Origin of the sequence: Frigoribacterium sp. UYMn621, assembly GCF_040549525.1 — a bacterium.
GTDB lineage: Bacteria > Actinomycetota > Actinomycetes > Actinomycetales > Microbacteriaceae > Lacisediminihabitans.
In genome coordinates, this window is record NZ_JBEPTM010000001.1 from 434,521 (window position 1) to 447,906 (window position 13,386).

Annotated in this window: 10 protein-coding genes, 1 tRNA gene and 1 other RNA gene; 9 read left to right on the plus strand and 3 right to left on the minus strand. The window is 67.3% G+C overall.

Features of this window, described 5'->3' with window-relative positions:
* The first annotated feature begins 197 nt into the window (after window positions 1-197).
* Window positions 198-2,033, plus strand: a complete 1,836-nt coding sequence (locus ABIB54_RS02250) for a helicase HerA-like domain-containing protein (RefSeq protein ID WP_354573886.1) — start codon at window positions 198-200, stop codon at window positions 2,031-2,033.
* Window positions 2,034-2,051: 18 nt separating this feature from the next.
* Here the strand turns inward: ABIB54_RS02250 and ABIB54_RS02255 are convergent, their stop codons facing one another.
* On the minus strand, window positions 2,052-2,678 hold the full coding sequence (locus tag ABIB54_RS02255) for a hypothetical protein (protein WP_354573887.1): 627 nt from the start codon (window positions 2,676-2,678) through the stop codon (window positions 2,052-2,054).
* Window positions 2,679-2,801: 123 nt separating this feature from the next.
* Window positions 2,802-2,886 (minus strand) — tRNA-Ser (locus ABIB54_RS02260).
* Between the two features lie 143 nt (window positions 2,887-3,029).
* On the opposite strand from ABIB54_RS02260, the gene ffs reads away from it, so the two are divergent.
* The 3 genes from ffs to ABIB54_RS02275 all read left to right on the plus strand — a co-directional run bounded on the left by ffs (window position 3,030) and on the right by ABIB54_RS02275 (window position 6,509).
* An RNA gene (ffs, locus tag ABIB54_RS02265) (signal recognition particle sRNA small type) lies at window positions 3,030-3,126 on the plus strand.
* A gap of 61 nt (window positions 3,127-3,187) precedes the next feature.
* Entirely contained in the window at window positions 3,188-5,284 is a 2,097-nt protein-coding gene (pta, locus tag ABIB54_RS02270; protein WP_354573889.1) for a phosphate acetyltransferase, read from the plus strand.
* A 100-nt stretch (window positions 5,285-5,384) separates the two neighbouring features.
* Window positions 5,385-6,509, plus strand: coding sequence for an acetate/propionate family kinase (locus ABIB54_RS02275; protein WP_354573890.1), 1,125 nt, complete (start codon window positions 5,385-5,387; stop codon window positions 6,507-6,509).
* Window positions 6,510-6,574: 65 nt separating this feature from the next.
* On the opposite strand, the gene ABIB54_RS02280 is transcribed toward ABIB54_RS02275, so the two are convergent.
* Window positions 6,575-7,222 carry an SDR family oxidoreductase gene (locus tag ABIB54_RS02280; protein WP_354573891.1) on the minus strand — a complete coding sequence of 216 codons (648 nt, stop codon included), beginning with the start codon at window positions 7,220-7,222 and terminating at the stop codon, window positions 6,575-6,577.
* Between the two features lie 226 nt (window positions 7,223-7,448).
* On the opposite strand from ABIB54_RS02280, the gene ABIB54_RS02285 reads away from it, so the two are divergent.
* From ABIB54_RS02285 to ABIB54_RS02305, 5 genes are all read left to right on the plus strand, one after another.
* Window positions 7,449-9,593 (plus strand): DNA polymerase III subunit gamma and tau, encoded by a 2,145-nt coding sequence (locus ABIB54_RS02285; protein WP_354573892.1) that lies wholly within the window; start codon window positions 7,449-7,451, stop codon window positions 9,591-9,593.
* A gap of 2 nt (window positions 9,594-9,595) precedes the next feature.
* The gene (gene recR / locus ABIB54_RS02290; protein ID WP_185202393.1) at window positions 9,596-10,195 is read left to right on the plus strand and encodes a recombination mediator RecR; all 600 of its coding nucleotides are present in this window, start codon (window positions 9,596-9,598) and stop codon (window positions 10,193-10,195) included.
* A 120-nt stretch (window positions 10,196-10,315) separates the two neighbouring features.
* A complete protein-coding gene (locus ABIB54_RS02295; RefSeq protein WP_354573893.1) occupies window positions 10,316-11,581 on the plus strand; it encodes an aspartate kinase in 1,266 nt (421 codons plus the stop codon).
* The gene (locus ABIB54_RS02300) at window positions 11,578-12,633 is read left to right on the plus strand and encodes an aspartate-semialdehyde dehydrogenase (RefSeq protein ID WP_354573894.1); all 1,056 of its coding nucleotides are present in this window, start codon (window positions 11,578-11,580) and stop codon (window positions 12,631-12,633) included. The genes ABIB54_RS02295 and ABIB54_RS02300 overlap by 4 nt, the downstream gene beginning before the upstream one ends.
* 48 nt (window positions 12,634-12,681) lie before the next feature.
* Window positions 12,682-13,359, plus strand: a complete 678-nt coding sequence (locus tag ABIB54_RS02305) for an SGNH/GDSL hydrolase family protein (RefSeq protein ID WP_354573895.1) — start codon at window positions 12,682-12,684, stop codon at window positions 13,357-13,359.
* The last annotated feature ends 27 nt before the right edge of the window (window positions 13,360-13,386 follow it).

The following is a 13,386-nucleotide window of genomic DNA, read 5'->3' on the forward strand; positions in this document are numbered from 1 at the left end:
CTCGTTGGGCGCTGCGGGGGAGCAGTTTGTGACGGGTCGGCGGCCACGGGCGCTGGCGGTGGGAGTGGGCGGCGCTCGATCCGTCACAGGTTGCTCGTTGGGCTCTGTGGGGGAGCAGTTTGTGACGGGTGGGCGGGCCCGTCCGCGCAGGCCGAGCAACTGTAGAGCCTGACGGAGTGGGTCAGTATGCTGGCGACATGACGGATGCTGCTGCCCTGGTCGAAGCTGCGAAGAAGGCCCTTGCAGATGCCGAGGCGGCCCTCGCGAAGGAAAGAGCCAGCGCTCCAGCCGCGCCCGCGCAGCCGCCAGCCGCGCCCCCGTCGACGGCGCCGGCAGACGCACCCACGCAGCCGGCCGCAGCACCAGCCAACCCTCTCGATGCGTCCGCTGCACCAGCGAGTCCGCCCGACGCGCCCCCTTCTCCCGCTGGGCCCCTCGATGCCGCCGCCGTCGAGGTGATCCGTTCCGGCTACGCGTTCAGCGGCACCGTGCTGGAGATCGGCGCCCTCGTCAACGGTGATGCGCAGCCGCAGGTGCAGGTGCGCATCCCGATCGCGATGCTCAATCGGCACGGCCTCGTCGCGGGAGCCACCGGCACCGGCAAGACCCGCACCCTGCAGGTTCTCGCCGAGCAGCTCGCCGCGGCGGGAGTGCCCGTTTTCGCGGCGGACATCAAGGGCGACCTGTCCGGGGTGGCGACGGCCGGCGCGGAGAATCCCAAGCTCATCGATCGCACCAACGGCATCGGGCAGCACTGGACCGGAGCATCCTTCCCCACCGAGTATTTCGCCCTCGGAGGAGTGGGAAAGGGGGTGCCCGTCCGCGCCACAGTCTCGGGTTTCGGCCCATTGCTGCTCTCGAAGGTGCTCGGCCTCAACGGCACCCAGGAGTCCTCTCTCGGGCTGGTGTTCCACTACGCGGCTCAGGCCGGGCTGCCGCTCGTCGATCTCTCCGATCTTCGAGCCGTGCTCAGCTATCTCACCAGTGCCGACGGCAAGGGCGAGCTCACCGGTCTCGGCGGTCTCTCGAGCGCAACGGTCGGGGTGATCCTGCGGGAGCTGATCACCTTCGCCGACCAGGGCGCCGACGTGTTCTTCGGAGAGCCCGAGATCGACACCGCCGACTTCCTCCGCACCCACCCAGATGGCCGCGGGATCATCAGCCTGCTCGAGGTTCCCGGGGTGCAGGACAAGCCCGAGCTGTACTCCACCTTCCTGATGTGGCTGCTCGCCGACCTCTTCAACGACCTGCCGGAGGTCGGAGACCTCGACAAGCCCAAACTCGTGTTCTTCTTCGACGAGGCCCATCTGCTCTTCAAGAACGCATCGAAGGACTTTCTCGACTCGATCACCCAGACGGTGCGGCTCATCCGCTCGAAAGGGGTCGGCATCGTCTTCGTGACCCAGACGCCCAAGGATGTGCCCGGGGACGTGCTCGCCCAGCTCGGATCGCGCATCCAGCACCAATTGCGTGCCTTCACCCCGGATGACGCGAAGGCTCTCAAGGCGACGGTCTCCACCTACCCGAACTCCGACTACGACCTTGGGAGCGTGCTCACCACCCTCGCCACCGGGGAGGCCATCGTCACGGTCATGGGCGAGAAGGGCGCACCGACACCGGTCGCGTGGACACGGCTGCGGGCGCCACAGGGCGCGATGTCGCCGAGCGCTCCGGAGCTGATCGAGGCGACGATCGCGTCATCCGCTCTTCTGCCCAAGTACGGGACGGCGATCGACAACGAATCGGCCAAGGAGATGCTCGGCCGCAAACTCGAGGCGGCGGCCGCGACGGCGGCGGCGGCACACACCGCGGCCGAGCAGGCGACGGCGGCGAAACAGCAGCAGGCCGATTACGAGCGGATGCTGCGCGATGCCAAGAAGTCCCAGCCGCGCGCCTCCTCGACCACGAGCCGCCGGGCACCGGCCCCGCGCGCGGAGAAGAATCCGATCACCGACTTCCTCGGATCATCCGCCGGCAAGTCGATAGTGAACTCGGTGGTGAAGGGCATCTTCGGCACGCTGCGCCGTCGCTGAGACGGTCGGAGGCACGCCTCAGGCGACGATGGGCAGCCCGAGCAGCACCATGAGGCCGAGCACGATCCCGATGCAGGCCAGGCCGATCAGCACGATGACGCCGATGGCGAGACTGCGGCGGTTCTCGAACCAGTAGGCGGTTCCCGAATACAGCTCGAAGAACTGCTTCGAGGTGAGCGGCTCGGCAGGTTCCTCGAGAGGAGTGCCGATCGCGGTCGCGGCCTGGCGCATGGACTCTTCGGTCCAGAAGACTCCGCGCATTCGCAGGATCCGCTCCCCGCGGGCGTTGCGCAGAATCAGTTGAGGGAGAGTCTCGCTCGACGAGGAACTGAAGGTCTGGGCGAGGACCATCGACTTCACCTCCGAGATCGGGGTGACCACCGGGCGCCGGAAGAACCCACGTTCGGTGAAGTGATCGGCTGAGATGACCACATAGGTCGTCCTCAGGAGGTAGAGACCCACGAAGAACAGAACGATGACGAGAGCCTCGGTGATCGCTGACACCAGCCAGGACCCGCTGGGAAGGCCGAGGGTGATCAGCATCGCGAGGATCGGGATCGGCACGATGATGAAGATCAGGATGCCGCTCCACAGGAGGCTGCGCCGAGGGCGAAGCCAGACATCGACGTTACTGTCGTTCGTCACCGACACGCGATCTCCCCGAAAGCGCCGATCACTGGCGCAGCGACAGGGCCATGTCGATTCCAGCGCTCCTAGTAGCGCTGTACTTCCGTCCGATTCCCGTCGGGCGCGGTGACATGTCCTGCGCGGAGAATGGGGGATTCGAACCCCCGAGGGCTTGCACCCAACACGCTTTCCAAGCGTGCGCCATAGGCCACTAGGCGAATTCTCCTGGGCGGCCCGAGCTTCAGGCCTCGCAATATCGTACCCGACCCGGACCCGGACCGGGGCCGAGGACGATCGCGGGCCCCATACGGTAGCGACGCTCACCTCGGGCCGCACATCACGCCGTCTGATCTGACCGGCTAAACTGTCAGTGGCTCCTCGCGTGGCGCCATCCAGGCCAACTCCCCCAGGACGGAAACGTAGCAAGGGTAACCGGGCTCTGGCGGGTGCGCGAGGAGTCACTTCAGTTAAGGGCACTTCAGTTGCGGGCACGGCCACCGCACACCTGTGGAGCCTAGGCTGGCCTCGTGACCCGCAGCATCTACATCACCTCCATCGAGGGGCATGCCGGCAAGTCGACGGTGGCCCTCGGAATGCTCGACACCCTCAGCCATGAGACCGAACGGGTTGGGGTGTTCCGCCCGGTCGCCCGCTCGAGTGACGAGCGCGACTACGTGCTCGAGATGCTGCTCGCCCACGATGGCGTCGACCTGGACTACGACGAGTGCGTCGGGGTGAGCTACGACGACGTGCACACCGATCCGGAAGCAGCCCTCAGCGAGATCGTGTCGCGCTTCAAGGCGGTCGAGAGGCAGTGTGACGCCGTCGTCATCCTCGGTTCGGACTACACGGATGTCGGCAGCCCCACCGAGCTCGGATTCAACGCGCGCATCGCCGCCAACCTCGGGGCCCCGGTGCTCCTCGTCCTCGGCGGACAGCAATCGGATGCCGCGGGCAGTCGCAGCCCCGACGACCTGCGCCAGGTCTTCACCCTCGCCCGCCAGGAGCTGGACAGCGCCCACGCCCACGTGCTCGGCATCGTGGTCAACCGTGCCGATCCGCAGCGGATCGACGAGATCGTCGCGGCGGTGGAGGAGGAGAGCGATCGATTGCCGGTCTGGGCCATCCCGGAAGACCGCTTCCTCATCGCCCCGAGCATCGCCTCGCTCATGGAGGCCGTCGACGGCACCCTGATCAAGGGCGACCCCGCACTCTTGGGCCGGGAATCGCTCGGCGTCGTCGTCGCCGCCATGTCGATGGAGAACGTGCTCACCCGCCTCATCGAAGGCGGAGTGGTCGTGGTGCCGGGGGACCGGGCCGATGTGCTGCTGGCGGTGCTCATGGCGAACGCGGCCGAGACCTTCCCCTCCGTCTCCGCGATCATCCTCAACGGCGGCTTCGAGATGCTGCCGCAGATCGCGCTGCTCATCGACGGACTGGACAACTCGCTTCCGATCATCCGCAATTCGCTCGGTACCTACGACACGGCCCTGCGGATCACGCAGACCCGGGGGCGCCTCGCCCCCGAATCGCCCCGCAAGTACGACACCGCGCTCGCGCTCTTCGAACAGCACGTCGATGCCGATGTGCTGCTACGCCTGCTCGATGTGAGTCGCTCCGATGTGGTGACGCCGCTCATGTTCGAATACGACCTGCTCGACCGGGCGCGCGCGAATCCCCAGCACATCGTGCTGCCGGAGGGTACCGACGACCGAATCCTGCGGGCGGCCTCCACACTGTTGCGCCGAGGGGTCGCTCGCCTCACGATCCTCGGTGACGAGTCGGAGATCCGGGCGCGGGCCACCGATCTCGGCCTCGACATCGCGGAGGCCGCCATCCTGAGCCCGTTCGATCCGGAGCTGCGGGAGCGGTTCGCCGAGGAATACGCACGGCTGCGCGCCCACAAGGGAATGCGACTCGAGGAGGCCCGCGAGACCGTCACCGATGTCTCCTACTTCGGCACGATGATGGTGCACCTCGGGCTTGCCGATGGGATGGTCTCGGGTGCCGCCCACACCACGGCGCACACCATCCGTCCCGGTTTCGAGATCATCAAGACCAATCCCGGGGTCTCGGTCGTCTCGAGTGTCTTCCTGATGTGTCTGGAGGATCGCGTGCTCGTCTACGGCGACTGTGCGGTGAACCCGGATCCGAATGCCGACCAGCTCGCCGACATCGCGATCTCCTCGGCGACCACCGCCCAGCAGTTCCAGATCGAGCCGCGGATCGCCATGCTGTCGTACTCGACCGGAGCCTCCGGTGCCGGTGCCGACGTCGACAAGGTGCGCACTGCCACGGAGCTGGTGCGCTCGCGCCGGCCGGACCTGCTCGTTGAGGGGCCGATCCAGTATGACGCCGCCGTCGACGTGGCCGTCGGCAAGTCGAAGATGCCGGATTCGCAGGTGGCCGGCCGGGCGACAGTCTTCATCTTCCCCGACCTCAACACCGGCAACAACACCTACAAGGCCGTTCAGCGCAGCGCCGGCGCGGTGGCGATCGGTCCGGTACTTCAGGGCCTCCGCAAGCCGATCAACGACCTGTCGCGCGGCGCGCTGGTGCAGGACATCGTGAACACGGTGGCCATCACCGCGATCCAGGCCCAGACGCTGTCGCAGGTCGAGTAGTGCGCGAATACCCCGCAGGTCGAGTAGCGAGCGAATACCCTGCTGGTCGAGTAGCGAGCGCCAGCGAGCGTGTCGAGACCCCCATCCGAACGGACACAGCGTGACCCAGATCTTCGTCGTCAACTCCGGCTCGTCCTCGATCAAATACCAGCTCATCGATGTCGAGACGGAGGCCGTGGCCCTCAGCGGGCTGATCGAACGGATCGGCGAGCCCGGTTCGAGCGTCGCGGATCACGAGGCCGGGATACGGCAGGTGCTCGGGACACTGGGGTCGGCGACGGAGATCGTCGCCGTCGGTCATCGGGTCGTGCACGGAGGGTCGATCTTCGATCGCGCCACGCTCATCACCGGCGAGGTCGAGTCCCAGATCGACGATCTCGCCGCCCTCGCGCCTCTTCACAACCCGGCGAACCTGCAGGGCATCCGGGCAGCGAAGAAGGCGCTGCCGGAGGTGCCCCACGTGGCCGTTTTCGACACGGCGTTCCACCAGACGCTTCCCCCGGCGGCTTACACCTACGCGATCGATGCGGAGCTCGCGAAGAAGCATCAGGTGCGGCGCTACGGCTTCCACGGCACCTCGCACAAGTACGTCTCCGAGCAGGCAGCGCTCTTCCTCGACCGGCCCCTCTCCGAGCTCAAGAGCATCGTGCTGCACCTCGGTAACGGGGCATCCGTGGCCGCCATCGACGGCGGGGTCTCGGTAGAGACGAGCATGGGGATGACGCCGCTCGAGGGGCTCGTGATGGGCACCCGCTCGGGCGATGTCGATCCGGCTGTGCTCATCCACCTGCACCGCCAGGCCGGTCTCGATTTCGACGAACTCGACACCCTGCTCAATCGGGGGAGTGGACTTCTCGGACTCACCGGCAGCGGCGACATGCGCGATGTCCAGGATGCCGCCTCGCAAGGGGACGCGACGGCCGAGGCCGCGCTCGCCGTCTACCGGCATCGCGTTCGGCGCTACATCGGCGCCTACATCGCCCACTTGGGGGGCCTCGACGCGCTCGTGTTCACCGCCGGAGTCGGGGAGAACAATGTCCTTTTGCGTCGTCGCACCCTCGCCGGGCTGGAGTTCCTCGGAATCTCGATCGACCACGACCGCAACGAACTCGTCTCGAAGAAGGCGCGCTTCATCTCCCCGGATGGTTCGCCCGTCGCCGTGCTGGTGATCCCCACCAACGAGGAGCTGGAGATCGCCCGGCAGGTGTTCTCTCTCGTTCGCTGACGTCGCCCGAACCTTGTTGCCACCCGTTAACGGCGGGCGAGCGGTAGCGCTCGCCCCGCGCTCGGCTAGAGAGCGCCGAGCGCCTCGACGATGGGCGTGGAACCGGACGTCACCTCGAATTGGCGACCGACGGCGGTGCCCCCGACCAGCAGCGCGCTCACCAGAGCCGCGACATCCGCTCGGGGGATGCTACCGCGCGCGACCGACTCGCCCAGGGTTACGACACCGGCGGGATCCGAGTCGGTGAGGCTGCCCGGGCGCACGATGGTCCAGTCGAGGTCATGCTCGCGAACCGCGGCATCCGCCTCGCTCTTCGCTCGAAGGTAGACCTGGAATCCGTCGTCGGAGGAGGCGTCGAAGCCATCGGCGCCCATCGATGAGATCACTATCATTCGGCGCACCCCGGCCCGCACAGAGGCATCGGCAAGGAGGATCGCGCCGTCGCGATCCAGGGTCAGCTTGCGATCCGGACCGCTGTCCGGTCCCGCTCCGGCGGCGAAGACTGTGGCATCTGCGCCCGTGAGCGCGACCGCCAGTTCGTCGATGGTCGAATGTTCGAGGTCGAGCACCAGTGGTGTGGCGCCGACAGCGCGTAGGTCGTCGGCCTGCTCGGGCTTTCGGATGATGCCCACCGGTTCGTGGCCGGCTTCGGCGAGCTGGCGGGAGAGTAGTAGGGCGATCTTGCCGTGTCCTCCGGCGATGACTATGCGCATGCCTCCACGGTACGCCGGTGTGCAGCCCGAGCCCCCCGGCATAACTCCTGCACTTTTCTCGTCGGGGCGGGAGGAACCCCGGATTTGCGGAACCGGCGCGCCCGTCGGCAGGATTCTGCAGGAGTTATGCGGGCGGGATGGACGGCACCTCGCTCGCGGCGAACACCGGCCGCCGCTGGGGGCGAACGGCCCGGGTCGTGTCGTCTGCCCCGGGTAGTCTTGGCTGGTGGTCACCGCCCTGTATCGCCGTTATCGGCCAGAGACTTTCGCCGAGCTGATCGGGCAGTCGCAGGTGACCGATCCGCTGCGCACGGCGCTGCGAAACGACCGGGTCAACCACGCCTATCTCTTCAGCGGACCGCGCGGCTGTGGCAAGACGACCTCCGCCCGGATACTGGCCCGGTGCCTCAACTGTGTGGAAGGCCCCACCGACACTCCGTGCGGCGTCTGCCCGAGCTGCATCGAGCTGAGCCGCGACGGCGGTGGATCGATGGATGTCGTGGAGATCGATGCAGCGAGCCACAACGGTGTCGACGACGCACGCGACCTGCGGGAGCGCGCCGTGTTCGCCCCGGCGAGGGACCGCTACAAGATCTTCATCCTCGACGAGGCGCACATGGTGACGCCACAGGGGTTCAACGCGCTGCTGAAGATCGTCGAAGAGCCGCCGGAGCACGTCAAGTTCATCTTCGCGACGACGGAGCCCGAAAAGGTGATCGGAACCATCCGCTCGCGAACCCACCACTATCCCTTCCGCCTCGTTCCTCCTGCGCAGATGCTCGAGTACGTTCAGTCGCTCTGCCAGAGCGAGAAGGTGGATGTCGAAGCCGGCGTACTGCCGCTCGTCGTGCGGGCCGGCGGCGGTTCCGTGCGCGACACCCTGTCACTTCTCGACCAGCTCATCGCCGGCTCCGAGGGCTCGTTGGTGCAGTACGAGCGCGCTGTGGCACTGCTCGGGTACACGCACGGTGCCTTGCTCGGCGAGGTCGTCGACGCGCTCGGTGCCCGGGATGCCTCTGCCGCGTTCGCCGCGATCGACCGCGTCATCCAGACCGGCCAGGATCCGCGTCGCTTCGTCGAAGACCTGCTCGAACGACTCCGCGACCTCATTATCGTCAGCGCCACGGGCGACGGCGCCGCGGCGGTTCTGCGCGGTGTGCAGCCCGACGAGCTCGACCGCATGGGCCAGCAGGCCTCGAGGTTCGGTACCGCCGAGCTTTCCCGGGCCGCGGATGTCGCCAACTCGGCTCTCACCGAGATGACCGGCGCCACCTCCCCGCGCCTGCACCTCGAGCTCATGATCGCGCGGGTGCTGGTTCCCGAGAGCGACGAGAGCAACCGCGGCGCTCTCGCGCGGGTCGAGCGCCTGGAGCGACGCATGGGGATAGATGCTCCGGCCGGTCTCGACACGGCGGAGCGCCCTGCTCGACCCGCTGAACCGCCCGCCAGTCGAGGAGCGAGCGCGAGCGAGCGCATCGAGAGCCCCGCGCCGCAGCCTGCTGGTCTCGACACGGCGGAGCGCCCTGCTCGACCCGCGGAATCGCCCGCCAGTCGAGTAGCGAGCGCCGGCGAACGCATCGAGACCCCCGCACCGCCGGCCGGCCCCGTCTACGGCTTCGGTGCCGCACCAAAGACTCCCGAGCCGGTCACGGAGCCCCCGATCATCCCGAGTGTCGTCACCTTCCAGCAGGTGAAGGACAGCTGGCCCGAGATCCTCGAGCGGGTGGAGAAGGCGAAACGAACGGCCTGGATGGTCGTCTATACCGCAACCCCGCTCGCGCTGCGTGACGGCAACATCCTCGATCTGTCCTTCGCCAGCCAGACTGACGTCGATGCCCTCAAGCAGCGCACCACCCCCGGCGAAGGAATCTCGGACTACCTCAAGCAGGCCGTGTACGACGTGCTCGGGTTCCGTCCGCTGCTGACCGCCCGTGCCGAGACCTCCCGTGCGGAGACCTCCCGCGCGGAACCGTCCCGTGGGGACGCTCCGACCGCGCCTGCCGCCGCGCCCGCGCCGACCGCCGCGCGACCGCCGGTCGCCGATGGCCCGCCCGCCTCGCAGGAGCCGCCAGAGCAGACCGAGCCCGACATCGAGCCAGCCGCTCCCTCCGGTGCCACCTGGGAGACCGCGGTCATCACCGACTCCGAGCCCGAGACCAAGCCGAAGCCTGTGGCCGAGAAGAAGCAGATGCCCGAGCCGGTGCTCGCGCCGGTCGAGACGACCGAGCCGGCGGCTCCCAAACGCCCCGCACCGGTCGCGATGGCCGACGGCAAGCAGCGCTACGGGGAATCCGTCGTGCGGGAGATCCTCGGCGCCAGCTTCATCGAAGAACAGACCGTGGCCCCCCGGGTCGCCCCGAGAGAGCAGTAGGCGTGTACGACGGAATCGTCCAGGAACTGATCGACGAGCTCGGGCGTCTGCCCGGCATCGGGCCGAAATCAGCACAGCGCATCGCCTTCCACATCTTGCAGACCGAGACCTTCGACGTGACCCACCTCGCGGAGGTGCTGATGACGGTGAAGGAGAAGGTGCGCTTCTGCGACATCTGCGGCAACGTCACCGAGCAGGAGCTCTGCAACATCTGCCGCGATCCGCGTCGTTCCCCCGCCACGATCTGTGTGGTCGAGGAGGCGAAGGACGTGGTGGCGATCGAGCGCACCCGCGAGTTCAAGGGCCTCTACCACGTGCTCGGCGGTGCCATCAGCCCCATCGACGGCATCGGGCCCGATGACCTGCGCATCCGCCAGCTGATGCAGCGCCTCGCCGATGGCGTGGTCACCGAGGTGATCATCGCCACCGACCCCAATCTGGAGGGGGAGGCGACGGCGACGTATCTCTCACGGATGCTGATGCATCTCGACCTGAGGGTCACCCGGCTCGCCTCCGGACTCCCGGTGGGTGGTGACCTCGAGTACGCCGACGAGGTCACTCTCGGTCGCGCTTTCGAGGGCCGCCGGCTCGTCGAGAACTAGTCTCAGCGCAGCCGGACAGACGAGCACCGGGCCCCTGTGTCACAGAGCAGCCGCATCCACGCTCAGCATTTAGGATGGGGAGTCGGCCAGCAGTCGGCATCCCGATCCCCAGGAGTACCAGTGAGCTTGATCGTGCAGAAGTACGGCGGCTCGTCGCTCGCCGATGCGGAGAGCGTCAAGCGAGTGGCGAAGCGCATCGTCGAGACCCGCAAGGCGGGCAACGAGGTCGTCGTCGTGGTCTCGGCCATGGGCGACACCACCGATGAACTCCTCGACCTGGCCAACGAGGTCACCCCGCTCGCCACTGGCCGCGAACTCGACATGCTGCTCACGGCGGGGGAGCGCATCTCGATGGCGCTCCTCGCCATGGCGATCAAAAGCATGGGCCAGGAGGCCCGCTCCTATACCGGAAGCCAGGCTGGCCTCAGCACCGATGCCAAGCACGGCAGCGCTCGAATCGTGGATGTCGCCCCCACGCGGGTGCGCGCCGCTCTCGATGCCGGGGCCATCGCCATCGTCGCCGGATTCCAGGGCTTCAACCGCGGTACCGGCGACATCACCACACTGGGTCGTGGAGGATCCGACACGACCGCTGTGGCTCTTGCTGCCGCGCTGGACGCGGACGTGTGCGAGATCTACACGGATGTCGACGGCATCTTCACCGCGGACCCCCGGGTCGTGCCCGCCGCCCGCAAGATCGAGCGCATCACCAGTGAGGAGATGCTCGAGCTCGCTGCCGCCGGGGCGAAGGTCCTCTATATTCGCGCAGTGGAATATGCCCGACGGCACGGGGTTACGCTTCATGTGCGGTCGTCGTTCAACAACTACGAGGGCACGCTCGTGGTCAATCCGAAAGAAGGCGAAAACGTGGAAGAGCCCATCATCTCCGGGGTGGCAGCCGACCTGAGCGAGGCGAAGATCACCGTGGTCGGTGTGCCGGACGTTCCCGGAAAGGCCGCCCAGATCTTCACCATCGTCGCCGCGACCGATGCCAACATCGACATGATCGTGCAGAACGTCTCGACCGCGGCCACCGGCCTCGCTGACATCTCTTTCACCCTTCCCAAGTCGGACGGCGCCCGCGTTCTTAAAGCGCTCGAGGACAGCAAGGGCGAGACCGGCTTCCACTCTCTCCAGTACGACGACCAGATCGGCAAGCTCGCGCTTGTCGGCGCAGGAATGCGCACCAATGCCGGGGTCTCGGCGAAGCTCTTCACCGCCCTGTTCGAGGCCGGGATCAACATCGAGATGATCTCCACCAGCGAGATCCGCATCAGTGTCGTCACGCGCGCCGACACCATCAATGAGGCCGTGCGGGTCGTGCACCGCGCCTTCGGGCTCGACGCCGACGAGGTCGCGAAGGTTCACGGAGGAACGGGACGATGACTGTAGGAGTGAACATCGCGGTCGTCGGAGCCACCGGCCAGGTCGGCGCCGTGGTTCGTCGGCTGCTCGAGGAGCGGGACTTCCCGGTGGCGGGCATCCGCTTCTTCGCATCCTCGCGTTCGGCCGGCAGCACGCTGCCCTGGAAGGGCGAAGACATCGTCGTGGAGGACGCGTCGACCGCGGATCCGTCCGGCATCGACATCGCCATCTTCTCCGCGGGAGCCACCACGTCACGGGCGCAGGCGCCCCGCTTCGCGGCGGCCGGTGTCACCGTCATCGACAACTCCTCGGGATTCCGCATGGATCCCGACGTGCCCCTCGTCGTGAGCGAGGTCAACCCGCACGCGATCGCGGAGGCGCGCAAGGGCATCATCGCCAACCCGAACTGCACGACCATGGCGGCCATGCCGATCCTCAAGGTGCTGGATGCCGAAGCCGGCCTTCAGCGACTGATCGTGTCCACCTACCAGGCGGTGTCCGGAGCCGGACTGGTCGGCGGCGAAGAGCTCTACGAGCAGACGAAGGCGGCGATCGAACAGGAGCCGCGCAGTCTCGTGCACAACGGTTCATCCATCGACTTCCCCCGGGCTGCAACCTTCCCGAAGACGATCGCCTTCGACGTGATCCCATTCGCCGGAAACCTCGTGGACGACGGGCTCTTCGAGACCGACGAGGAGAAGAAGCTGCGCAACGAGAGCCGCAAGATCCTCGAGCTACCAGAGCTGTTGGTGAGCGGCACCTGCGTGCGCGTGCCGGTGTTCACCGGTCACTCTCTCTCCATCAACGCGGAGTTCGCCAAGCCACTCACGGTGGAGCGCGCCAGGCGGCTGCTGGCGGATGCCCCAGGCGTCGAGCTCTCCGACATCCCGACCCCGCTCGCCGCAGCCGGCACCGATCCCTCGTATGTCGGCCGCATCCGCCAGGACGAGGGAGTGCCGAACAACCGCGGCCTTGCGCTGTTCATCAGCAACGACAACCTGCGCAAGGGCGCGGCGCTCAACGCCGTGCAGATCGCGGAACTCGTCGCGGCGCAGCTTCCCGTTTCGCGGTAGTCCCCCGACGGTACCAAGCCGCGGTCGCGACCACGCCGAACCACCGGTATGAGTCGAATCACCCTCCTCGTCGCCGGCCTGTGCGCCGCCGTCCTGCTCGTTGGCGCTCTCGTTGCGATTGCGGCCGGCACCGGGCAGCGCGGGACCGATAGATCCGAGTCGACCGGAACGGGCACTCGCGTCTCGTTCTACGGCGACTCCTACACCCTCGGAACCGGGGCGAGCGATCCCGCCAAACGCTGGTCGACGGTGATCTCGAAGGCACGCAACTGGAACGAGTTCAACCCGAGCGTGAACGGCCTCGGCTTCGTGAACAACCGCTCGAGCGCGATCGACGAACCCGGCGAGGTGATCGCGTCGAAGCCCGAGATCGTCTTCATCACCATGGGTCTCAACGACAACTTCTCCTACGATGTCGCCGCCGACCGCATCAAGGCCCAGATCACCACGGATTTCCAGCGGCTCAAAGCCGCGCTCCCCGATGCGCGCTTCATCGTCGTCGAGCCGTTCTGGTACACGGATGCCCGTCCGGCGTCACTGGCTGTGATTTCGGGCTGGGTGAAGGACGCGGCAGCGGCCATCCACGCGGACTACATCCCCGGAGCCTCGCACTGGATCGAGCACCACCCGGAATGGATGGCCAGCGACGGTCTGCACCCCAACGACACCGGTTATGCGCAGATGGCGAAGCGCATGGAGTCGGAGTTGCACAGCCTCGGCCTCTGACCGGGCGCCCCAGCGGCGCGCGCTTCT

Bases quoted from the DNA above. Each gene is read 5' to 3' on its own strand.
- ABIB54_RS02250 (WP_354573886.1), top strand. From the start codon at position 198: ATGACGGATGCTGCTGCCCTGGTCGAAGCTGCGAAGAAGGCCCTTGCA.
- ABIB54_RS02280 (WP_354573891.1), bottom strand. From the start codon at position 7,222: ATGCGCATAGTCATCGCCGGAGGACACGGCAAGATCGCCCTACTACTC.
- ABIB54_RS02300 (WP_354573894.1), top strand. From the start codon at position 11,578: ATGACTGTAGGAGTGAACATCGCGGTCGTCGGAGCCACCGGCCAGGTC.
- ABIB54_RS02305 (WP_354573895.1), top strand. From the start codon at position 12,682: ATGAGTCGAATCACCCTCCTCGTCGCCGGCCTGTGCGCCGCCGTCCTG.